Origin of the sequence: Bacteroides sp. AM41-16, assembly GCF_003603495.1 — a bacterium.
Classification (GTDB): Bacteria; Bacteroidota; Bacteroidia; order Bacteroidales; family Bacteroidaceae; genus Bacteroides; species Bacteroides uniformis.
This window is the reverse complement of sequence record NZ_QTNE01000014.1, coordinates 82,565-107,329: the sequence shown is the minus strand read 5'-3', so window position 1 is coordinate 107,329 and position 24,765 is coordinate 82,565. Positions and strand designations below refer to the sequence as shown.

General features: G+C 44.7%; 17 protein-coding genes. 2 read left to right on the top strand and 15 right to left on the bottom strand.

Going from position 1 to position 24,765, the window contains the following annotated elements:
- Positions 1 to 2: 2 nt before the first annotated feature.
- Positions 3 to 902 (bottom strand): DMT family transporter, encoded by a 900-nt coding sequence (locus DW896_RS13300; RefSeq protein WP_005823661.1) that lies wholly within the window; start codon positions 900 to 902, stop codon positions 3 to 5.
- Between the two features lie 69 nt (positions 903 to 971).
- Positions 972 to 1,724: a tRNA pseudouridine(38-40) synthase TruA gene (truA, locus tag DW896_RS13295; RefSeq protein WP_034523355.1), complete on the bottom strand. Its 753-nt coding sequence runs from the start codon at positions 1,722 to 1,724 to the stop codon at positions 972 to 974.
- 120 nt (positions 1,725 to 1,844) lie between these two features.
- On the opposite strand from truA, the gene DW896_RS13290 reads away from it, so the two are divergent.
- On the top strand, positions 1,845 to 2,528 hold the full coding sequence (locus DW896_RS13290) for a DUF5715 family protein (RefSeq protein WP_005823664.1): 684 nt from the start codon (positions 1,845 to 1,847) through the stop codon (positions 2,526 to 2,528).
- Between the two features lie 17 nt (positions 2,529 to 2,545).
- On the opposite strand, the gene DW896_RS13285 is transcribed toward DW896_RS13290, so the two are convergent.
- A complete protein-coding gene (locus tag DW896_RS13285; RefSeq protein WP_005823665.1) occupies positions 2,546 to 3,109 on the bottom strand; it encodes a YdeI family protein in 564 nt (187 codons plus the stop codon).
- A 29-nt stretch (positions 3,110 to 3,138) separates the two neighbouring features.
- On the bottom strand, positions 3,139 to 4,650 hold the full coding sequence (locus DW896_RS13280) for an NAD(P)H-hydrate dehydratase (RefSeq protein ID WP_005823666.1): 1,512 nt from the start codon (positions 4,648 to 4,650) through the stop codon (positions 3,139 to 3,141).
- Between the two features lie 389 nt (positions 4,651 to 5,039).
- Between DW896_RS13280 and DW896_RS13275 the strand changes: the two genes are divergently transcribed.
- Complete coding sequence (locus tag DW896_RS13275) at positions 5,040 to 6,578, top strand: peptide MFS transporter (protein WP_005835421.1); 1,539 nt, start codon at positions 5,040 to 5,042, stop codon at positions 6,576 to 6,578.
- A 45-nt stretch (positions 6,579 to 6,623) separates the two neighbouring features.
- Here DW896_RS13275 and DW896_RS13270 read toward each other — a convergent pair whose 3' ends face one another.
- The 11 genes from DW896_RS13270 to DW896_RS13220 all read right to left on the bottom strand — a co-directional run bounded on the left by DW896_RS13270 (position 6,624) and on the right by DW896_RS13220 (position 24,747).
- Positions 6,624 to 7,145: a hypothetical protein gene (locus tag DW896_RS13270; protein WP_009037086.1), complete on the bottom strand. Its 522-nt coding sequence runs from the start codon at positions 7,143 to 7,145 to the stop codon at positions 6,624 to 6,626.
- A 126-nt stretch (positions 7,146 to 7,271) separates the two neighbouring features.
- Positions 7,272 to 9,434 carry a glycoside hydrolase family 97 protein gene (locus DW896_RS13265; protein WP_009037087.1) on the bottom strand — a complete coding sequence of 721 codons (2,163 nt, stop codon included), beginning with the start codon at positions 9,432 to 9,434 and terminating at the stop codon, positions 7,272 to 7,274.
- A 31-nt stretch (positions 9,435 to 9,465) separates the two neighbouring features.
- Positions 9,466 to 10,659: a glycoside hydrolase family 27 protein gene (locus DW896_RS13260; protein WP_005835417.1), complete on the bottom strand. Its 1,194-nt coding sequence runs from the start codon at positions 10,657 to 10,659 to the stop codon at positions 9,466 to 9,468.
- A 210-nt stretch (positions 10,660 to 10,869) separates the two neighbouring features.
- Positions 10,870 to 11,952, bottom strand: a complete 1,083-nt coding sequence (locus tag DW896_RS13255) for a CehA/McbA family metallohydrolase (protein ID WP_009037089.1) — start codon at positions 11,950 to 11,952, stop codon at positions 10,870 to 10,872.
- 23 nt (positions 11,953 to 11,975) lie between these two features.
- A complete protein-coding gene (locus DW896_RS13250) occupies positions 11,976 to 13,943 on the bottom strand; it encodes an NPCBM/NEW2 domain-containing protein (protein WP_178678530.1) in 1,968 nt (655 codons plus the stop codon).
- Between the two features lie 249 nt (positions 13,944 to 14,192).
- The gene (locus tag DW896_RS13245) at positions 14,193 to 15,335 is read right to left on the bottom strand and encodes a glycan-binding surface protein (RefSeq protein WP_034523353.1); all 1,143 of its coding nucleotides are present in this window, start codon (positions 15,333 to 15,335) and stop codon (positions 14,193 to 14,195) included.
- A gap of 32 nt (positions 15,336 to 15,367) precedes the next feature.
- Positions 15,368 to 17,086, bottom strand: a complete 1,719-nt coding sequence (locus DW896_RS13240; RefSeq protein WP_009037091.1) for a RagB/SusD family nutrient uptake outer membrane protein — start codon at positions 17,084 to 17,086, stop codon at positions 15,368 to 15,370.
- Positions 17,087 to 17,098: 12 nt separating this feature from the next.
- The gene (locus DW896_RS13235) at positions 17,099 to 20,344 is read right to left on the bottom strand and encodes a TonB-dependent receptor (RefSeq protein ID WP_034528820.1); all 3,246 of its coding nucleotides are present in this window, start codon (positions 20,342 to 20,344) and stop codon (positions 17,099 to 17,101) included.
- A 257-nt stretch (positions 20,345 to 20,601) separates the two neighbouring features.
- On the bottom strand, positions 20,602 to 22,158 hold the full coding sequence (locus DW896_RS13230) for a DUF4434 domain-containing protein (RefSeq protein ID WP_009037093.1): 1,557 nt from the start codon (positions 22,156 to 22,158) through the stop codon (positions 20,602 to 20,604).
- Between the two features lie 24 nt (positions 22,159 to 22,182).
- Positions 22,183 to 23,193, bottom strand: a complete 1,011-nt coding sequence (locus DW896_RS13225) for a GRP family sugar transporter (protein ID WP_005835407.1) — start codon at positions 23,191 to 23,193, stop codon at positions 22,183 to 22,185.
- A gap of 9 nt (positions 23,194 to 23,202) precedes the next feature.
- Entirely contained in the window at positions 23,203 to 24,747 is a 1,545-nt protein-coding gene (locus tag DW896_RS13220) for an ADP-ribosylglycohydrolase family protein (RefSeq protein ID WP_005835404.1), read from the bottom strand.
- Positions 24,748 to 24,765 lie beyond the last annotated feature (18 nt).

Sequence of the window (24,765 nt, the reverse complement as noted above, 5' to 3'; positions counted from 1 at the left end):
GTCTATTTACTCCCCAAATATAGGAAGAACATTCCAATCAACACCAAAATGAGGTCGACAGCCTTGCTTTTTAAATTCTTTTCACGGAAGAAAAGCGCACCGAAAAGGAAGGAAACAACAACGCTTCCACGACGCACCATCGAAACGATGGAAATCATGGAGTCCTCATAGCTCAGGGCATAAAAATAGACAAAGTCTGCCGCACAAAGGAAAATGGAGATACAGATAATGGTCCAGTCCCAACGAAACGGGGTACTTTCTTTTCGCTTGGGGTACCACAACAGCAAGATAATGGGGCACATGATAAAGACTTGGTAGACATTATACCACGACTGCACCAGCATCGGATTGAGCTGCTTCATCAGATATTTGTCATACAGCCCACTGACAGCTCCAGCAACGGCAGCCAGCACGATGAAAAGAATCCATTTGTTATGCTTGAAGTCGATTCCCTCCTTCTTGCCCGAACGGCTCAGCATGAAAAAGGATACTATGGCAAGCATCACGCCAATCCATTGATAAAGGTTCAAGCGTTCGCCAAACACAAGCATGGCACCTACAAGCACCATCACGGGGCGCGTCGCATTAATCGGTCCCACGATGGTCAGCGGCAGATGCTTCATCCCGAAATAACCGAATATCCAGGAAGAGAGCACGATAAACGACTTGACAACAATAAACTTATGCACCTCCCACCCCACCACGGGAACATCAAACATCGTACCTCCCAACACCGACGGCGCAAAGGCAGATACCAGAATGAAAGGAAGAAATATCAGGCTCGAGAACAGCGTGTTCAGGAAAAGTACCGGCAGTACGGCATTGTCACGAAGCGACTTCTTCTTGAAGACATCGTAAAATCCCAATAAGGCAGCAGAGAGGAAAGCAAGCAATAACCACATAGAGTTAATTAAAAATTAAGAATTAAAAATTAAAAGGAGGGGGGTACGTTTTTGTAGTGCATCCCTCTTTTATTCTAAAAAAGTAGTTTCCGGATAGGCTACATCCACTAGAAACAATGCATTTCCGGGAACGGAGGTTCCTGCCTGACAACGGTCCTTCTGTTCGATGACGCGTCGGAAACCCTCAACAGAAAGTTTTCCGCGACCCACTTCGAGCAAAGTACCGACAATGGCGCGTACCATGTTCCGCAGGAACCGGTCGGCCTGGATGGTGAACACCCAGGTCACATCGTCTACCCGGGTCCAGGCGGCATGCATAATCTTGCAATTATTGGTTTTGACATCCGTATGAAGTTTGCTGAAGCTGGTAAAGTCCGTATAGTCAAACAAGGTTTGGGCAGCCTCATTCATCCGTTCAAAGTCCGGTGTTTGGAACAGACGGCAACGGTATTGACGATTGAAAGGCATCTTGGCAGTAGTGACGTAATACTTATACATCCGCGCCGTAGCATCAAAGCGGGCATGTGCATCGGGCTTCACGGCCCGCAAGCGGTATACGGAAATATCGGGAGGAAGCAGACGATTCAGCTTATCCGTCATAAAAACAGTGTCCAGAGGAGAATCACTGTCAAAGTGAGCTACCATCAGTGAGGCATGCACCCCGGCATCGGTACGCCCCGCTCCCACGACTTCCACCTCGCGACGCAGCAAGGTACTCAGCGCCTTCATCAAACACTCCTGCACACTCGCTCCATTCGGCTGGATTTGCCAGCCGTGATAAGCGGTGCCATCATAAGCCAGGTATATAAAATATCGTTGCACGGTCTTTTTTGTGTGCAAAGATAGTGCAAACTTAAGAAGGTTTGAATTATCTTTGCAAGGTTTTCACCACAGATTACACAGATTAACGCAGATTTTTCACAGACATAGTACATTTATAAGATGAGATATTCTTCCAGAATCCTACCTATACTGATAATTGTCGCAGCTGCCGCAACATTCACCTTTGCCGGCTGTAAGAAGAAGGACATGTCGCTCAAGTTGAACGAACCGCGCAACATTCGGGGTGTTGTCAGCTACAAGCGCTCGTTCGGAGACTTGAATGAGAAACATCTCAATGTAGCCCAAGCCATCGGCATACGTGTACTTTCATCCCGCGAGGAAGCAGAAAAGATGAGAGAGCAACTGCAACCTATCACGACAAACGAGCTCTATGCCGTGGATTCACTGACGCATTCCATCCCTTATCTCATTCCGGGCGCCGCCAGCCTGCTGGACACCATCGGACACAACTTCCTTGATTCACTGACCGCCAAGGGGCTGAATCCAAACAAGATAATTGTGACTTCCGTACTCCGCACCCAAGACGACGTAAAACGCCTGCGCCGCCGTAACGGCAATGCTTCTCCAAACTCGGCACATTTTTACGGAACGACATTCGATGTCAGTTGGAAGCGCTTTCAGAAAATAGAAGACGAGGATGGACGTCCTTTGCAGGATGTCAGCGCAGATACCTTAAAACTGGTTCTTTCGGAAGTGCTCCGTGACCTGCGGAAAGCCGATAAATGCTACATCAAGTACGAGTTGAAGCAAGGATGCTTCCACATTACGACAAGAGAGAAATAAGCGGAAAAGAATTAGCGTTAATAGTATTTTTCAATCCCGCCAAACCCTATTATTATTTTGTTCTCTTTCGTTTTACAGATAAAGTTATTTAATCGCCTTTCAAATTCTTCCGGTCGTTTCCTCGCCGCTTCAATGTATGCGATTCGGATACGTTTATAGGGGTCAGAGAAACTCTGATAATTCTTCCATATTCTTTCATCCTCTTTCAATCTGTCGATTATATCATTTGGAAAAACAAAAGGAACCGACAAGACAGTTCGTATTTTATCCTCAAATTCAAGATGTATCATTTTATGCTCCAGCAACCATTTCAACCTTTCTTTGTTGGCTTGCGAATAGGTACTTTTAGGATTCCTGGGCGTGAAACGCTGAATTTTATGTTCTTTGTCAAGTGACTTTATCGTGCTGTCAATCCACCCGAAACAAAGGGCCTCTTCAACAGCGTCATTATATACAATACTTTTCTCGCTTGAAGATTTAGTAGGAAACACAAACCAGACTCCATCGGCAGTATCAAAATTGTCAGCCAGCCACTTCCGCCAATCTTTTCTGTTTTCAAAATATCTTATTTCTGTTGACATGACAAGCCATCCAAATTACACTTCTCTCCTTATTCTTCCAGCATCTTCCACGCTAGCGGCAGGCAGGCAACTATATCCCCCACCGTCATCCCCACTGCCCCCTGCTTCTTGCAGGCAACATCTCCCGCCAGTCCGTGCACATACGTGGCCAGGCAGGCAGCCTTCTCCGGCTCATAGCCTTGGGCAAGCAAGGCAAGCACCACTCCCGTCAGCACATCACCGCTGCCTCCCGTTGCCATACCCGGATTGCCGGTAGGGTTGAAAAAACATTTCCCGGCAGGAGTGACAATGGCAGAATAAGCGCCTTTCAAGATGATATGCACTCCGGCGCTCTTCGCCAGCTCGCGAGCCTTCATCAGGCGTTCGTACGAATTCTGGCATTTGCCTACAAGACGCTCCAGTTCCTTGGGGTGCGGAGTCAGAATACTCCCTTTGGGCAGACGCCCTATATAGTTACGCTTCTCGCCCAGCAAGTTCAGGGCATCAGCATCCACCACCATCGGAGTCTGGCATATCTCTATCTGCTCCAGCAGAGCCGCCTCGGTCTCTGCCGCCTTTCCCAGTCCCGGACCTATCGCCACGGCCTGGTAATCGTCCGTATCAGTAGCGGCGGCAAAGCAGGTGTCGCTGATGTCCAGCTCCGTCATGGCTTCGGGCACGGAAGTCTGCACAATGAAGTTGTTGCAGAACGGCACATGCACCGTCAGCAGCCCCACCCCCGAACGCAGACAAGCACGCGCAGCCAGCACCGAAGCTCCCGCCATTCCCTGCGAACCGGCTATCAGCAGTGCACGGCCGAAGTTCCCCTTATGGGCAAACCGGCTGCGCGGCTTCAGCAGGGCAGACACATCTTCATGCTCCAGCAGGCAGAAGTCCGTTTCCATGTCATGGATGACATCCTCGCTGAGTCCGATGTCCAGTAACTGCCATTCGCCCACATACGGCTCGTTCTCGGCAAAGAGAAATGCCAGTTTCGGCAATTGCAGGCTCAGCGTCAGATGGGCACGGACGATATTCGTATGTACGTTGTAGGTATTGTCCTCACCCATCAGTCCCGATGGGATATCGATGGACACCACCGTGGCGGGCGAAGCGTTGATGTACTTCACTACGGCTGCAAAACCGCCGCTCAGAGCCTTGTTCAAACCGCTGCCGAAGAGACCGTCTATCACCACATGGTCTGCCGTCAGCACGGGAGGTACAAACTGGGTGGTCACTTCGTGGAAGTCCACACCCGGCACGTCGGCCAGCCGCTCCTTGTTCGTCTCGCAGTCCGGCGAAAGCGTCCCTTTCGTATTGAAGAGATACACCTCGAGCCGGTAGCCCTTCCCGGCCAGCAGTCGCGCCAGGGCAAGCGCATCGCCACCGTTGTTCCCCGGTCCGGCAAAAACGGTGAGCGGCGTGTCCGGCTCCCAACGCTCGGCAATGGCACGGGCCAATGCGCGTGAGGCACGTTCCATCAAGTCGATGGAGGCAATCGGTTCATTCTCTATGGTATCTGCATCCAGTTGCTTGATGCTTGTAGTAGGAAATATCTTCATAATAGGATTATCTTAAAATCGTAGAGCAAAGATAGGGCTTTGATTTCAACTGTACAAAGAGAAGACGTTTTTTATCAAGTTGCTTTGCCCCCCGGGAAAAAATATCTGCTCCGTAAGGAAAAGTTGTCTTCAATGCAAAGGATTCTTAGAACAAAGCCTTTATTCTTAGAAACAAAAGCTCTATTTCTATAAACAAAAGCTTTATTTACAGAAACAGAAATTCTGTTTTAAGTTTGCGTAGGCTTACGGATAAGTTTGCACAAGCTTGTCGGCAAGTTCCCGCAGGCTTGTCGGCAAGTTTCTAATTATACCCATTAACTTACGCAAAATAATGACTAATTTTGTACCCTCGACATCTAATAAAAGCCAAAACAATAAAAGCATATTCAATGAGTACATCCCGACACCCGAAAGGTCTTTACCTTATCTTCGCCACCAGCACGGCAGAGCGTTTCAGCTACTACGGCATGCGTGCCATCTTCATTCTGTTCCTCACCCAGGCACTCCTTTTCGACAAGGAGCACGCCGCCTCCATCTACGGCAGCTACACCGGACTGGTGTACCTGACACCCTTAATCGGCGGCTACATCGCCGACAAATACTGGGGCATCCGCCGTTCCGTCTTCTGGGGGGCCATGATGATGGCAGTCGGCCAGTTCCTGATGTTTGCCAGCGCCTCGATGCTGGAGGCGCGTGAGCTTTCGCATTGGCTGATGTACGGCGGACTGACTTTCCTTATATTGGGCAACGGCTGCTTCAAGCCCACCGTCTCCTCCCTGGTGGGGCAGCTCTACGAGCCGGGCGACAAACGGCTGGATTCCGCCTACACCATCTTCTATATGGGTGTCAACGTGGGTTCCTTCCTCGCCCCGCTGGTCTGCGGCTATTTTGGCGAGACGGGCAACCCTCACGACTTCCGATGGGGCTTCCTCATTGCCGCCATCGTCACCGTGCTGACGGTCGTCCTCTTCGAAACCCAGAAAAACAAGTACCTCATCGGCCCCGATGGCAAGCCCCTCGGCATTATCCCCGACGCCCGCAAGGAGCGGCCCCAGGCAGACAACACCGCCCGGAAGAGTGCCCACGCCAACGGACGGCCCATGCGCAACTACCTGCTGCTCGCCCTGCTTGCCATCGCGCTTGCCGGTTTCTTCTACTGGTGTTTCGGGAGCGATTGGATAAGCATCGGCATCTTCACCGCCTGCATCGTGTTTCCCGTCAGCATCCTGCTGGAAGGCTCACTCACCAAGACGGAGCGCGACCGCATCTTCGTCATCTACATCATCGCCTTCTTCGTCATTTTCTTCTGGGCGGCCTACGAGCAGGCAGGCGCCTCGCTCACGCTTTTCGCCTCCGAGCAGACCGACCGCGTCATCCTGGGGTGGGAAATGCCCGCCTCCTGGATTCAGTCCTTCAACCCCTTCTTTGTGGTGATACTTGCCGCCATCATGCCGGGCGTATGGGGCGCCCTGGGCAAACGGGGCATGGAGCCCGCCTCGCCCACCAAGCAAGCCATCGGCCTGCTACTGCTTTCACTGGGCTATCTCGTCATCTGCTTTGGGGTGAAAGATGTTCAGCCGGGCATCAAGGTGAGTCTCATTTGGCTGACGGGGCTCTACTTCATCCATACCATGGGCGAAATCTGCCTCTCGCCCATCGGACTCTCCATGGTGAACAAGCTCACGCCCATCCGCTTCGCCTCGCTGATGATGGGGATATGGTACCTCTCCACCGCCACTGCCAATAAGTTTGCAGGCACGCTGAGCGGGCTCTACCCCGAAGCCGGAAAGGTAAAGACGCTGCTGGGTTATCGCATCGAGACAATGTACGATTTCTTCATGGTGTTCGTCGTCATGTCTGCCACGGCATCGCTTATCCTCTTCCTGCTTTCAAAGAAATTACAGAAGATGATGCATGGAGTGGAATAAAAATCGCATGTTTAAAGTAGAACCCAACGAAGTACAACTCTTTTTTCACATTAAAAACAACATTACATGGCCACACACCGCCAATAACCCCATAAGAGGAACAACAGCAATTCCACAAAAAATTCTGTTTATATCCAGAACAGACACTGTTTTGCCACGACGCAATTCTATGAACAATGCAAAGTCCATCATAAGTGGTACCACATTGACCGGATATGAAAACATGGCGAATATCAGCCAAGCAGCCAATGCGGCTTTCAATGTCCTTTCATCAGAAAAGACAAACGGTGACACCACCAGCAGGAACAATACAAGCCCGCACATTCCGGTTTCCACTGCAATATGCAACAGTTCATTATAGGGATAAGTCACGTTGTCAGCTACATCCAGAAAAGCGAATTGAGGATGATTTCTGAAATAATCCGCCTGATAGAACATGTATTCCTTTTCAAAAGAGAAAGCATACAATAAAACAGCAACAACCAGTCCCACAACAAGATACCCGCCCAGCGGTCCCGGATTATTGAAAGTGCCCGTCACATCAAACAGAGGATGGCAACTCGACAAAAAGCGTTCCTTTATGATTCACCTTTCGCGCCAAAATAGCAAGAGGACTAACAGTATCTTCTGTTTCAGTGTTTTCAGAGGCATTCTTGTTTTAGCAATGATAAAAAATGGTATCTAACAATCAACTTATTTCCATTTCTTCACTCCTTCCATATTTTCCGGTGTAGCTTCTATCAGGCTCAAGGCAAATCCACCGCTACGTGCCAGCTTCACATTCATCTTGTTCTTGCTCGTCACGATGCCCTTCTTAATCTGATAAGCGGTAGCATTTTTTTCAAAATCAGCATCTTTGGCATCGGCATAAAGCGTGGCTATGTACTGCTTGCCCGGCTCCAGGAAGTCGAGAACAAAAGCTGAAGTGCGTGCATGCTCATCGGTGATGCCTCCCACAAACCAATTCTCCGTACCCTTGGCTTTACGGGCCACGGTAATATAGTCTCCCGGCTCCGCTTCAAGGTACTTACTGTCGTCCCAGTCTACTGCTACGTCCTTGATGAACTGGAAAGCATCCAAATGGGGTTCATAATTCTCCGGCAAATCGGCAGCCATCTGCAGTGGGCTGTAGAGGGTGACGTATAATGCCAGTTGCTTTGCCAGCGTGGAATGAATCTGCCCGTGATTGTCATGATTCATAAAATTCAGATAAATGTCAAAGATGCCCGGGGTATAATCCATCGGACCACCTATCAAGCGAGTGAAGGGGAGCACAGTAGTGTGGGAAGGCTTGTTGCCGTCATAAGGCTCGAATTCCGTGCCACGGGCTGATTCATTGCCAATCAAGTTGGGATAGGTGCGGCACAAACCTGTAGGACGTACTGCCTCGTGCGCATTCACACAAATCTTATATTCGGCAGCTTTTTGTATGGCATAGAGGTAATGATTGTTCATCCATTGTCCATAGTGATGTTCTCCGCGAGGAATTATATCGCCCACATAACCACTCTTTACAGAGTTATAGCCATTATCCGCCATAAACTGATAGGCTTTGTCCAGATGACGTTCATAATTGCGTACCGAAGCAGAAGACTCATGATGCATCATCAGCCTGACCCCTTTACTGTGTGCATAGGCATTCAGCATCTTTACGTCAAAGTCGGGATAGGCAGTCACAAAGTCGAACACAAAATCGCGCGAACTTCCACCCCAGCTTTCCCATCCTTCATTCCAGCCTTCTACCAATACTTGGTCGAAACCATGTTCGGCGGCAAAATCTATATAGCGTTTCACTCTTTCATTAGTGGCTCCATGCCGACCGTTCGGCTTGATTTTCGTATAGTCGTTTTCTCCAAAACGCATGGCAATCAGTTCATCTGTATAACTCCACGACTTCTGACCGGTAATCATCTCCCACCATACGCCTACATACTTCACCGGTTTAATCCACGAAACATCTTCATAGGCACAAGGTTCGTTCAGGTTCAAGGTAAGTTTGGAGGCAAGCATATCACGGGCGTCATCGCTCACCATGATGGTACGCCACGGAGTCTTCCCGGGAGCTTGCATATATGCCTTGTTTCCCAAAACATCCGGGGTCAACCACGATTCAAAAACCAAGTTCTTTTCATCCAGATTGAGATGCATACAAGAATAGTCCACCAAAGCCGCTTCATGCAAGTTGATGTATAGACCATCGTCCGTCCTCATCTGCAAGGAGGTTTGCACACCCGTGGGCGAGAAAACGAACTGGGAAGCATTCACCGTCACCGCCTTATCCATTAAACCGCGAATTTCGGACAAACGGGACTCTGTATAGTCATACTCCTGCGTGTCATAGTCACCGGGAATCCAGAAAGCGGTATGGTCTCCGGTCATGGCAAACTGGGTATACTCCTCTTTTACCGTAAAATAGTGCAGAGTTCTTTGTAAAGGAAACTCATAACGGAATCCCAAACCGTCATCGTAAAGACGGAAACGGATAACGATATGGCGGTTCTGCTCCTTCTGGTCCAACGTCACAGCCAGCTCATTGTAATGATTCCGTATCTGCGACACTTCTCCCCACACAGGTTTCCATGTTTCATCGAAAGTTGAAGCCCCGGCTTCCACAAGTGTAAAACCATTCATCAAGCCCGGGTCACCCACCAATTCCAAGCCCAGTTTCGATGGATTAACCACGGCTTTCTCTTTGTAAAACAACTGATAGACCGGCTCTCCCAAAGCATTTACGGTAAACTCAAGACGGAGATTTCCATCAGGCGAAGTGATACCTTCGGCCATCGCCACCTTTCCTACTACCACGAAAAGCAGAAAGCAAATCCACTTCACAGATGCATAATGCATGTTCTTCATATTTTTTTATTAATGGTTTCTAAATCTATCATTACTGTTTAGGAGTCAACTTCAGCAACACGACACCGTGTGCAGGAATATCAAACTGCATCTTATCCTTGGTACTTCCGATGTCCTTATGTTTCCATAAGTCGCGTACTTTGTATTCTTTCTCCCAGAAGCGGACATCTGCAAAAGAGAGGTTTTCTTTCTGCAAAACGGTTTCCACATTCCAGGGTTGTTCATCGCGGTTAAAGAAACATACTGCGGCTTCACCATTGGACAACTGCTTCACCCAAATTTCATGCTCACCCACTTTCATGTATCGTCCACCTTGTTTGCCAAGCTTGTCCTGATTTACTGCAATCACTTCTTTATTTGTCAAAATTCCAAGTGTCTCCTTGTCCATTTTACGAATATCATTACCCGCGAGCAAAGGGGCAGCAAGCATACACCACATCGTGAAATGAGAGCGATTCTCTTCCATCGTCAGCACACCATTACCCACCTGAAGCATGTCCGGGTCGTTCCAATGTCCCGGTCCGGCGTATTTGTGCAAGTCGGCATTCTTGTCAATGATTTCTACGACACCGCATCCTCCCCAATAATTAATACCTTTAAAAGCATTGATAATGTCACCGGTAGTCCTCCAAAGATGTCCGATGCCTTTTGCCCATGTCCAAGGCTGGCTGTTTCCCCACTCGCAAATAGAGAATACGATAGGACGCCCGGAAGCCTTCAGGGCATCACTCATTGTTTTGTAGGCAGCTTGAGGATTCTGGCCTTCATCAAAACACCAGTCATACTTCAAATAATCCACTCCCCATTCCGCATAAGTGCGTGCATCCTGAAACTGATAGCCACGGCTTCCCGGTCGTCCGGCACAAGTCAGCGTTCCCGCACATGAATAAATACCGAATTTAAGTCCTTTGGAGTGTATGTAATCTGCCAAAGCCTTGATGCCGGAAGGAAAATTCTTTTCATCAACCAGAATGTTTCCTTCATTATCCCGGCCTACCTGCCAACAATCATCTATATTGAGATACTCATATCCTGCATCCTTCATGCCGGTAGACACCATCAAGTCTGCAATCTCACGAATCTGTTTTTCATTAATGTTACAACTGAAGCAATTCCAACTATTCCACCCCATAGGAGGAGTCAAAGCCAAAGAATCGGTACTGTTTGCACGGGCAGAAATGACAGTGCAAACTACAAATAATAAACATAAAAATCTGTTTTTCATAATACAATTGTTTTTCAAGGAATAATTAAATATTTCAAGTTTCGCAAGTTACCTTTGCGCTTTCAAAACAATCTCAACGCTCTTCCTCCGAGAGAGAGCATTAAGATACAACAGTTCATCAACAATCTGAAAAATTTGAGAAACTTCAGTTATTATAAAACACAAAATCAATGGTTCCTTAAATATCAGATTATCGGTCTTATAAAACCACTATCGCAATGATGCTATATCAATCACCAACCGGCTATCATCCGTGATGTGTGTAGTAGTAAACTTTACTTTATCATCCAGCCTTACCTTAATCTCTACTGTAGCATTGCCAAGGATAGTACCAGCCTTGTTGTCCAGTAGAATTTCAAAGTTCAATGTCGACTTGTTCGTCACTTTCACCAGAGCCTGATTGCCTTTCACCTCCTTCACTTCATAAGAGAGGCACGCCTTGACCAGAGATAGCAGGTTCTTCTCAGAGCCTATCAGTATATCCCCGAACTTCACTACCGAACGCCCGGCAAGGAGAGCTTCTTTCACTCCTTCCTGAGAACGTTCTTTGGCAAATACAATCGTCATCGGTCCACTTTGTTTGTCCGTACGATACGTTTGCTTATAAACGCCATGTATATCGGTATTTCCCATATATGTCAGGCCGTATTCCTTACAGTAATTAAAAGCTTTCGGATAGTACTCAAAGCCGTTCACCACCTCTATTCCATGTATCTTTTTTTGCTTAATCAAATCTTTATGGACATTATATAAAGTGCTTGTGTCGTTAGGCCACCCCGGATGATTCCACATAATGAAGGCCCCTTGCTCCAAAGCGTTGTCAACAGCTCTCAGAGGATCTTCCACGTCCAGCGCATTGGCATCCGTCAAGAAGAGAGCATTGATGTGCCCTATCGGCTTGGAACGGGTTATCTCGGCTCCCTGAATTACTATCAGATTGGAAGCTTTCTCTACAGTCTTTGCCCTTTTGTAAGATTCGTTATGGTCGGCCTTGATATAGTCTTTATTGGGGCGATATTCTATATGGTCGGTAATGGCTATCACATCCAGCCCGCGAATAGCAGCTTCCCACACCCGATTTTCAGGTTTTATATCTCCATCGGAGAAGATGGTGTGGGTATGAAAATCACACTTCAGAGTTTTATATCCTTCCACATCGGGGATATAAATATATTCGCCCGAATAAGGCTGCTGTGCTTCCGGTACCTTCACTACTTCCAGGCCCTGCAACTGTGCAGAGCCCCGAAGTGTGAAAGCCGATAAAAAAACCAAAGATAAAATTAACTTTTTCATTCGTCTCTCTATTTTATAGTTTGCTATTTTGCAGGAGTAATCTTCACGAAGGTGACACCGTGATAGGGAACTTCCGTCCGGAAGATGCCGTTCACCTCTCCCAAGTCTTTCTGTCGCCACAAGTCACGAACCATTGCTTTTCCTTCAATGCCAAGCTGTTTCAAATCAAAATCAAAAGCATACTCTCTCATCTGCATAGCTTCAGCATCCTCCTGATCCCAAAGAATGAAATAAGGGTCTACATGGAAGAAGCCCACCGCATAAGAACCGTCGTACAGTTTTTTACTCCATACTTGGCCGTTCTCTACCATCATCTTCTTGGCGGGAGCCACCATGGGGTCTTGGCTGACTGCTATCACTTCGTTGTTGGTCAGCAGATTCAGCGTAAAATCGTCCATATTTGCCATGTCGCAACCTATGAGTAAAGGAGAAGAAAGAAGGCACCACAAAGAAATATGAGAGTACTGTTCGTCTGCCGTAAGATATGAATCGTGCACTTTGCTTCCCCAGCCTTGACCAAGCTTGCCAACAACCAGCATGTCGGGGTCATTGTTTCTGCCCGGAGCCGTAGCATCCGCACAAACATCCTGGAAAGTACCTATAGCTGTCACAACATTCCATTCGTCCGTGATGTCGCGAGTAGTGCGCCATTGGTTTCCTCCTGCTTCCGGTGCCCAGTTCCACACATTGGGAGCGCCATAACCCACACAGTAAACAATGTCACGGTTCACCTTATCCAATGCCTTGCGCATCACGATATAGGGTTCCTGAATAGTCTTCTCCTCCGAATCTTTTTCTATCTCCAAATATCCGCAATAATCATATTTCAAATAATCCACTCCCCAGCGTTCCCATGTCTTGGCATCAATTTCTTCGTGCTGGTAGCTGCCCACATGTCCGCCACAAGTGATATGTCCCGGTGAGGAATAAATACCGAACTTCAAGCCCAATCCATGAATATAGTCTGTCAATGCCTTGAAATCGGGGAATTTATCGTTTGAAAGTATCTCGCCCTGCTTGGTACGCGCCGCAGCTTCCCAACCATCATCTATATTCACGTATTCCCATCCGTAGGCATGCAGTTTTTCGTTCATCATGCGGGCTGCGTCACGCACTTTCTCGTCGTTCACAGAAAGCCCCCAACAGTTCCAACTGTTCCATCCCATAGAAGGAGTCAAGGCTATGGCATCCCCTATTTTAATAGTTACCTCTTTCTGGGCCGTACCTTTGTCATTGGTGGCTTTGAGCGTTACCTTATACTCTCCCTCTACTGTGGCTTTACCCGTAATGCGACCGGTAACAGCATCCAATTTCACACCAGCCGGAAGCCCTTCGGCCTCAAACTTCATGGGGCGGTTGCCGGTAGCCATCACGGACCATAGGAACGGATTACCCGGACGTGCGCCATAGACCAGCGGATTGTTGATGACCGGACTTTCGGGAGCAGGAGGCGTAAGGATATACTTCTCCTTTGCCACCGGTTTTGCCCACGCAGGAACAGGTTTCACATCGCCACGAGTCGTTATCTTCACATTGAGCCAGTCGGCATGGTCGTACATAATGCCGTCACCACATTCTTCTACCAATAGCAGCACTTTGTCCACCCCTTTCAGGTTTACATTAAACTCTTTTACAGGGTCTCCTTTCTGCATCACTCCACTCTTCCAGAGTTCCTTCTTGTCACCGAGAATCTTGAACTGAAGTTTGCCTGCAAACAAGTTCTTGTCATCAGCTCCTGCCAAACCGGAGATAGAAACGGCCTTTCCATCCAAATCGTACAGCAGGCGGCTGATGGAATGGGCACCAAGTCCACGTTCATAAACAACTCCATTCACTGTAAGCGGGGTATGTACTACGGAACGGTTGACTTCAAGCATTCCCCAGTCCTGAACATAACAGGAATCTTGACCGAATTCATCCAGCCACACTTCTTTAGTAGGCTCGTTGTCGCAAGACTGCAAGCTCCAAGCCCCCATCAACATTGCAGCCATAAGTGCTGCACATTTTTTAATTTTCATTTCTTTGTGTTTTTTGTAAAATCAAGTGAGATTATACTCACCTGCAAAATCCAATTTATTGTAAATAATCCCTACCAACATACGATATTTTTAAAAAGCCCCTCTAGGGCACACTCTGAGAGGGGCTATAATCAGTATACGACTGAATAGGGTTCACTTCGGAACACAATTCGCGAATCCCCAAAAGCGGCCATTATCCGTAATGATCAATTACCACATCAATCAATCGCCTTTTCTACAAATACGAATATTATCGAATGCAAAATTACGGGCTATCTCAGGATCTATCTCCAAACGCATATTGAAGCTTGTGTACGAACCTGGATGGTAGTCCGGATAATCCTCTGACAAATATACATTAAACGGCAACGTAATTGTCTCCCAACGGTTGAAGTTCTGTATATTAAAGTCTGTAGCAACCCAATCGCATGTGGGAGCAGCCCAATAAAGATAATTACAGAACCTTATTCTGTCCTTGATGAATTGATTGGATGTGCGGAATTCACATTTCACCACATAATTCTTACATGATTCAAGTCCTAACATATCATCAGTATAAGGTATATCGCCTCTTTCTGCAATATACCACCAAGAGCTATATTCAGATTTATCATCTATTCTCAAGAAGTTACCGCTCAACCGTTGTGGATCTTTCTCATCAGTCACCACATTTGTCATAGAACTGGGCAAATATTCGTCAAAGTCCATAATCATAAAATCACAATCGTAGTAACGTCCGGGGCATACCGCCTCAACATTATACTTCACCCCTTTCACTTTAATTTTTATGTTCTTATCTACATCAACCGGTACTTTAGCAGTCAGATAATTATTAGCCGATTTAATGACCGGAGATACCTTTCCATTGAAATCGACAACAGCATTGAGCGAATCTATTTCATAGAGGTTGAAGAAATCTCCATAAATCATAATCGTATCACCCGGTGCCGTATATTCATTGAACATGCGGGAAAGCTTTAAATTGGGCGCTACCGTTTTAAAAGGAATTTCAAAACAACCGGCCGTATTATAAATACTTATTTTATCGGTTTTCTTGGTTGCCAGCTTTACCGGTATCTTTATAAACAGAATATCATCTTCTGTATATACCTCTTGCATATCCAGCTTAATGTCATCAATCAAAATAGAATCGATATTATGAACATCCAAACCGGTTCCATGAACAGCTATAAAATCCCCCAAAGCAGCTTCCTCAATGGTGGTATTCATATCAGCAATGGTGGTCACATTGGTCAGTTCAATAGGAAGTGCAACTCCGTTATCGTCAGAGCAAGATGTCCAAGAAATTCCCATAAGAAGAGCACCGACGAGATACATCTTCCTAAAACTCAATATCTTTTTCATTGTATTTTTCATCATATAGTTAATAAATAGGATTACCATCCGGGATTATTTTTCTCAATATAAGGGTTACCGTTAATTTCATCGGGCGGAAGGGGCATCAGCCAATGCTTCTCCTCACGTCTCTTCAAATTACCGTTTTCATCCATACCGATAGCATTCATTACCGATAAATAAATACCCCAACGAATCAAATCGGTACGACGATTCCCCTCAACTGCAAACTCTTTAGCACGCTCTTCCAAGATAAACGAACGGAAAGTTTCTTTCGTAAACGGAATCTTCTCATGACGCTTGCTTACCAGCGTACTATTGTTACGCTTATTCAACAATTCAATCTTAGAGAATGCATCTTGGGTAGGTCCATTCAATTCATTATCAGCTTCCGCATACAGTAACAGCACTTCTGCGTAACGCATAAAAGGCCAGTTAAAGTCTTTACGATTACCGTCAATTTCACCCGTCACTGCCGTAAACTTAGTAAAACGAGAACCGTAATAAGCACCATACGTAGGCTGGTCGGTCTTCTGATAAGCTCCAATACCCTGGTCGGCATACGGAGCCTCTTCACGGTTCACGTATACACTGTCACGCAACGGGTAGTAACGCCAGGTATAAATGCCCAGTTCTTCGTTATAAGAATCGGGGTAACGGTGCAGAATGCCCCATGTAATACGTTCATCTTTCCAATCATCGAACATCTGTAGCCAGTGATCGCGATAAGTATAATAACCAGAACCCAGAGTTCTATCCTCTTTCCAATAGCCGTAATACGATTCGCTGATATAGTTTCCGGCAAGATTATCCCCTTCGGGATAAGTCTGTAATGTAAACAGGAATTCCGGCCCGTTCTTATTGTCGATTTTCCATAATTCTTTCTGACTAGAAGCCAACACACACTCTCCTTCTGCAATCACTTCGGCTGCTTTCTCTTTGGCCAGTTTGTAATACTCCTGAGAATTGAACTCTTCATATCCCGGAAGACGAATCTTGTTATGCCAGATTTCCTGAGGCATCAATGCCGATTCTGTTCCATCCGGATTCGTAACCTTGCCGGGACCACCCTTTACCATGACTTTGCCACTCTCCATCGAAGCAGAACCAATCGTAGCATAGACTAAAGCCAACAGCGACTTGGCTGACGCACGAAATACATGCCCTTTCTTATAATCCGAGTCTGTACGAGGCATCAGCAACGTTTCAGCCTCCTTTAAATTGGCTATAATGTCCTCATACACTTCCTTGACGGAAGCTCTGGGCTGGTAACTGCTGTTACCTTCACCAATAGAAGTTTTAAACAAAGGAATACCACCAAAACGACGTACTAATTCAAACTCCGACCATGCCTTGAGAAAACGAAGTTCACCCAACGCATTATTCTTGGCTTTCTCAGGTACATTGGTCATCTTGTCAATCAGATAATAGTGGTAATTGGCACGATGAATGGCGGTTGAATAATATGCAAACACATTATTTATACTACCATTGTTATAAAAGTTACCGGTACCGGTTTCTTTAAAAGCCCAACCCGGCCCTGTCTGATAGTCATTATCATAATTAGTAGCAGAATCATAACTACCCCATTCAAACATCCAGGCCAACGGTTGGTAAGCGCCATTTACCAACAGTTCATACTCACCATCAGCAGACAAGTCTTCACCTGAAATAAATGTATATACTTCTTCATCCAACGTACAAGAAGTCATCAACATGGAGCCTAAGCCCAATGCCATTAATATATTCTTAAATTTCATAGTCATCATTATTTAAAATCCAATTTGAACACCAAAATTAAATGTACGGGCACTTGGATAAGAAGCCATATCCACACCTCTGCGTTTAGGGTCACTACCAAATGAATTCACATCAGGGTCCATCCAACTATAACCGGAAATTGTAAATAGATTGGAAACGCTGGCAACCAAATTAATACTCTCCACAAACTTCATCGGATGGCGGAAACGGTAGCTCAAGCTGACATTCTTGCAACGCAAGTAAGATCCATCCTCAATGTAACGGTCAGATGCCCTCATAGAACGTGTACTGGTTCTATTGGCACGCGGCCATTTGGCATTTGCCCTATTTTCGGCAGTCCAACGATTGTTATAAATAAAATAAGGCATATTATCCACGCTGGCCATATCAAATTTCTTAAGATTGACATTCAACACGTCATTACCTTGTGTACCCTGCAAGAAGAAACTGAATGTCCAGTTCTTCCATTCCAATGTATTGGTTATACCATATTGGTAATCCGGGTTGGTATTACCTATAATCTGACGGTCTCGATTATCAATTACAGGATCGTCATCAAGATTCTTGTATTTCACTTCACCTACCATGCTTTTAACCTTAGAGTCCGTCTCATTTCTATACAACGGATCTGCACGGACTTCGGCCTCATTGTCATAAAAGCCATCTTCCACATACCCATATAGAGTACCGATAGGCTCACCATTACGTACCAAGAACATGTTCTCAATACCCCAAGCCACATCAGAATATTGGTCGGCATCCAAACCACCCACCTTATTACGGTTGAATGAAATATTGGCATCTATAGACCACAAGAAATTACGTGCCTTTACAGGAATGAAATGACCGGAAATTTCCAACCCTTTATTTGTTACATTACCATAGTTTGCCTGAATACGGCTAAAACCGGAACTCATAGGAATAAGCTTATCCAACAATAGGTCTTTTGTCTTCTTATAATAGGCATCTACTGTCAAATTAACACGGTTATTCAAGAAAGCAATGTCCAAACCTATGTCAAACTGATTGGTTGTCTCCCATTTCAGAAGAGCTGCTGCAGGTCCTCCCCAGCGGGATTCTGCCATACCACTCTGCAATGAACCACCCATACCGTAGTTAGAAACAACAAAACGGGAACGGGTAGCATAGGCACTGACCCCCTGACCTCCGGTCTGTCCGGCACTGACACGCAATTTCAAGTCATCGAAGAAATTCAGCTGCTTTACAAAAGACTCATCAGACAAACGCCAAGCAACGGCTCCCGAATAGAAGTTATTCCAACGATTTAACTCTGACAATTTACTGGAACCGTCACGACGCATAGAAAAAGTGAATAAATAACGGTCCAGCAAATTATAATTGGCTCTGAACAGATAGGACATCAGCTGAGACTTTCCACGACTACTTTCCATACGACGGTCCTTAGTTCCTGCTTCAATGACGTTGTCTTCAGTCATATCGTTCGGGAAATTAGATGCAGCCATCCACTTACTATGCCACATGCTGTTTTCATAAGTCATACCAAGCACAGCATTAATGCCATGAACTCCAAACTTCTTGTTGAAAGTCAACAAAGACTCTGTCGAAATGCTTTCATAAGCATCATCTGACTTCGTTGCATAACCATTTGTAGGAGCTATACCCGCACCGGTCCAACGGTTATTATAGGTATTACGTTCATAATAGCTATAACCGTAACCAAAATTCTGACGGAATTTCAACCAGTCGGTAAACTTCAATTCACCAAAGCTTGAGATAAATACATTCAACGTCTCTTGGATATTCTTCTCCGTATGTACAGTCAAATAAGGATTAGCCAAACCGGTAGAGAAATCTTCCGAAAAGCCAGAGTCTTTATTGGGATCGAATACCGGACGAGTAGGATTAAACGAAATAGCTGCAGGAATTACACCATACGTTTCACTATTGGTACGTGCCAAACGATTATCGGAAGTTGCAAAACTGATGTTAGTACCTAACTCTAAAAAATCATTGATTTTACGGCTGTTGTTAGCTCTCGCTGTATAACGTCTATAATAAGAATTAACAATCACACCCTGCTGGTCAGTATAACCACCGGAATACATATAGTTACCTTTCTTATCACCACCCGATACTGTAACATTATAATCTTGGCTTATTGCTGTCTGAAAAATTTCATCCTGCCAATTTGTTCCATAACGTACCGGTCCTCCTTCTTTTTCGACAAAACCCTTCCGGTAATCCCATGGACTTGGCTTATACTCCTGACCTACTACAACCATTTCTCCTGTAATAGGATCCGGAGCTTTCACCGGAGCCCAATATCCCACCAAAGGATATTCCAATTGGCTGTCTGCCTCAGAGTAACCGTCATACAAGAGACCATTCGTGATACGTTCATTACGGTACAAAGCGTAATCACAAGCATCGAGCACATCAATACGTTTTACCGGATTAGAGATGCTAAGGTTAGCAGAAAGCTGAACTTTTGCCTTTCCCTCAGCACCGGATTTAGTAGTAATAAGCACAACACCATTGGCAGCACGAGAACCATAAATAGCGGTAGCAGATGCATCTTTTAAAACTTCAATAGATAATATATCTTGTGGACTAATGGTACTCAATGGATTATTACTCTGTTTCATACCATAATCCGTTGTACGTCCTTCACCCATAGAATACGGCATACCGTCGACTACATACAAAGGCTCTGTACTGGTAGTAAACGAATTGGCACCACGAATTTGGATATTTATACCGGCACCCGGGGCTCCGTCAGACTGGGACACATTTACACCTGCCATTTTGCCTTGCAAACCTTGATTCACACTCACAGGGTTTGTTTTCAGCAAATCTTCGCTCTTTAAAGAAGATACAGATCCCGTTAAATCTCTTTTAGGAACAGCACCATAACCAATAACAACTGTTTCTTCCAACATTTGGCTGTCCTCTTTCAAAGTTACATTAACAGTAGTCCTACCCTTAACAGCTACCTCTTGTGTTCTATAGCCAATAAAAGAAAAAACCAATGTCGCATTTTTAGTAGCATTTACAGAGTAACGTCCATTAACATCTGTTACAGCGCCATTCTGTGCATTCTTCACACGAACAGTAGCACCGATTATCGGCTCGCCGAAATCGTCAATTACTACACCCGTAATTTTAGAAGTTTGAAGCATTTCTGCCGTCTCAGCTTTCAAACCACTTGGAACCATCATAAGTGCCATTAAAAGCACTCCGACAATTCGATTCATAGTTTTGTGTAATCTTTTCATAGATTCATTTTTGGATTAATAAATTAAGATTTTTTTCATTGTATTGTTTTTTATATCGCACTTTATTATATTAATGAAATGCGATAATTGACGTTTCTATTAGCCTGAAATCATACTTTTTCTACTTAGACATATCTGTTTAAGATGGCTGCATCTTCCATATCCGGGCGGCTTCATTCCCATATAATATCAATTCATCTCAAACTATATTTCATATTTTCCGGATGACCCTATTATTCCTTCATTATATTACCCGGTTAACGAATACTTGGATTTACAAAAATCTCATCCATATACACATTTTCCAAAGCGTCAAAAGCAACTTTCACATAACGTGTCTTTTCTTTTAAATTATCAATCAAGACTGCGTCAATCCAAGCATCATGCTTGTTGTTAGGAAAATACGGAGTATCCTTTATTGAAGCCAGATTATAAGTCTGGCCATCTTGAGAAGTGTAAACATAAACCTTCAAAGGAGCACCTATCTTTTCCTGATTATAGTTCAAAGTACGTACCAGCACCTTTTGAAGCGAAGTATTCTTTTGCAAATCAATCACTACCTCATGATGACCTTTTTCAAACCTTACCCAACGGCTGTCTCCACTATCCTCTTCGGCTACCCGACCATCTGCCAGTGCCTTCATATCAACTTTACCAATCATTTCCGATTTGGCTGAATTGACCAACTTGTCAAGCAAAGCAGCTTCAAATAATTTCCAAAAACTGTCACCTTCTTTCCAAGCCATATAATTGTTGTATAAATTATTAGACCACACAGGTTGTCCCAATTGATAAGCAGACTTTGGGTCTTCGATAATTCCACCGAACATAAACGAAATTATTTTGTCGACACCAGCAACCGAAGCCGCTACCTGCTGTGACAGCAAACGGGAATAAGCAGCCGGAATCAAAGCAGATTGGCGGTCATTGGTTCCCTCTTCCCAAGTAAAGGTTTCGCAGTTCGCCCACATCTCAATATTCAGGCGATTGTGAATATCGCGCATCCTTTGCCAATTCTTTTTCAAGCGAGGAAGAGTAAATTTGTCACGTACACATCCCACCTCATCTTGATAAGCAATAATATCGACTTTCAATTTTGCCATCTGCTTCTCAAAATCAGGATGATCAAATTCGGACAGACCAATACCATACGGAGAAATCAAGGTCTTCTTTCCGGGAGTCAAAGAATGAGCCTTCTCTGTCAATGCATTTACTGACTGAACAGCATGCTCGGCAAAGATAGGGCAAAGACAATCTTCAACCGGAAGATACCAGCCATAGAAAGCTTTATGATTTTTATAGAGAGATGCCAATTCCTCCATAATCTGAAGCTGACGCTCCTTAATCACTGGATCAAGCAGATTATCATCCTGATCTTTTGCCCAACCGGTACTCATAAAAACCTTCATGCCATGTTTGGCAGCTTCGTCAAGAATCGCATCAACGGGGCTTTGCAATTTATCATTATATAACCACGGCATCAACTTTGACGGATAATATGCTTTCCCTTCATTAGCAACCTCCATGAACACCAAATATTCAATCCCCATGTTAGCCAATTCACGCACTTTAGCAGTCCATAATTTAGGATCCATATTATCAAAATGTTGTGGATTAGTATACTTATTCCGCACATCCTTGTAGGCTAAATTAATCCATGTACCCGTAATAGGCTGTACCACAGAAACCGATTGGACCATTTTTTCTTTTCGAGATTCGTCAGAACCCTTATTTCCCGCACATGCAGAAATTATCGGTAATGCAGCCAACAATCCCAATAGTCCCAACATTTTCATTTGTTTTTTTTGTCTCATAGTATATTATTTAAAATAAAGAATTTAATTACCACCAGATATAATTATCAACCCCAAGCCTGAAAGGAAAAGTATCAGCATAAATACAAGCAGCATATTTATTGACTTAGATGCGCCCTTGAATTCTTTCCAGATAAATATTCCCCATAAGGCAGCAACCATAGTGGCACCTTGTCCCAAAGCATAGGAGATAGCTGCACCAGCTTTCCCTGCAGCAATATAACTACAAGCAGTCCCCAATGCCCAGATGGTTCCTCCCAGAATTCCAACAAGATGTGTCTTCATATTTCCACTGAAATAGTCACTATACGCTATCGGCTTGCCGACAAAGGGTTTCTTCATGACCAATGTATTGAAGAAAAAGTTGCTGACAAAAATACCCACTGCAAACACAAACAATGCTGAATAAGGAGTCATCATACCCGCAGTCGGCGTTTCCAGATTCTCTAAATCCATAGCAGCCGCTACAAAACGATAGAAAAATGCCATCAATATACCTGCACACACAGCTATAATAATCCCTTTTTTCCTCATTGCCTGGTATGTTCCTCCTTTAGCAACTTTCCCAGAAGCTATACCATTAAAAATAATAGCAAGTACAATCAGAAATACTCCAGAAAACAAAACAGTTGCATCACCTTGAGGAGCACTAAAGTAATTTATAAATACACCCAATACCAGAGCTAACCCAACGCCTACGGGGAAAGCGACAGACATACCAGCCAATGACATGGAAGAAGATAACAAAATGTTGGATGCATTAAAAATGACACCTCCCAAAAACGCACTCACCAAATTAGAGATATCAACCTGAAGCAAATCATCGACAAAGCCTCTACCTGCTTCGCCCGTACTTCCTAAAGTAAATCCCCATATCAAAGAGAAGAGAAGAATTCCAACGACATAATCCCAATAAAAAAGTTCATATCGCCAAGTTTTCGCTGCCAGCTTTTGAGTATTCCCCCAAGAGCCCCAGCAAAGCATGGTAACCCAACAAAGAGCTACTGCCAATCCATAATTTTCAACTATATACATTACAATTAATTATTTATAGGTTAATTGATTGGGCTGGCTGGAATAAATAACCGCCTCACCTAAATAAACTTGTGCATCCGTACGAGGATTCAACCATTTCAAAACAACCGTGTGCGCTGCATCAGGCAACTGGTATTTATGAAACGAATCAACCCTTCTGTCATCTATAGAAGTAGATTTAGCAACGGGAAGATTGGCAGTTTCTGCTAAAGCGCCATCTATATACATCGCAACACTCGCAACATACGATTCATCAGCACACTTCACATATCCTTTCAAAACAAATCCGTTACCATCAAACATAAACTCTGTAGCATCCTGTAACAAAAGGTTAACAGCTTTCTTCTCTGCCGGATAATGACCTTCAAAAGCTTTCTCATACTTTACAGCAACCGGCTGTTGCGTTTTAATAACAACCTGCTCTCCCTGAACAGAACCTCCTTCTTGCTCTATCACCTGCAAAGCTTGTTTCAGACTTAACTCATAAAGCTTATTCAGCGAAACTTCCGTATAGGCAAATGGGATGTCCTCTACTTCGTAAAGACTTTCTTTCCATAATTCCGGAATATTACTATATCCAAGCATTGTACCCAATATACCGGCAGCAGTAGCCGCATTACAATCAGAATCTTGCCCACAACGTGCCGAAATATCAATAGTCTGATAAAAATCTTTCTTGCCATATAACAGACCTATAGCCACATAGGCACTATTTATCTTGGCATCAATATTAAACGGAACAAAAACGCCATCGGGACACCCCACTTCCGAAGTCCACTTCTTCTGGCATTCAAACCAAGTCTGTTTCCAGTCATCTGGATATTGCCGATACCAACCAATCACATCTTTTATGCAAGCATAAAAATCACTTTGCTCGGGAATTGTATTCAATGCCTCTTCTACCACATACTCCATATCATCTGAAACAAAAGCCATGGAATATAGAGCGCCCACATACACACCACCATACCAGCCGTCGCCATACGTAAAGATGTGACCGATTTTATCTGAAATTTCAGAAGCAGTATTAGGCATGCCCGGTGACATTAGACCTGCAAAATCTGCTTCTATCTGATAGTCAATATCATCTGCATGAGGATTATTCAACCAATGTCCGGACATGGGGGGCATAATGCCTTGCTTAATATTATATTTTGCAACTTGGTTGGCATGCCACAAAGGAAATCCGGCATCAGCAAACGAAACAGCAAAAGAATCGGCCGGTGCCTCTAAACCCAAACGGTCGAACACATTCACAAATACAATATCCACATATATATCATCATACAATCCGGGAAATGTATCATAATAATATTTCACTCTATCTTTGGACCATTTTATGGGAGTATAGTCTTGAATCATAGTACCATTATGCAGAAATTCAACCGGTCCTCCATAGGTACAACCAATGGTTTTCGCTGCCCAACCACCTTTCACTTTATCAGCCAATTGTTTTTTAGTCATAGAGACTTCATCTTGCACAACTGAAGTGGAAGAACTGCATCCTGCACACAGTACAACAAAAGCCCAAATAATAAAAGTTACATTCTTCATATTTATCAATTTTACAAT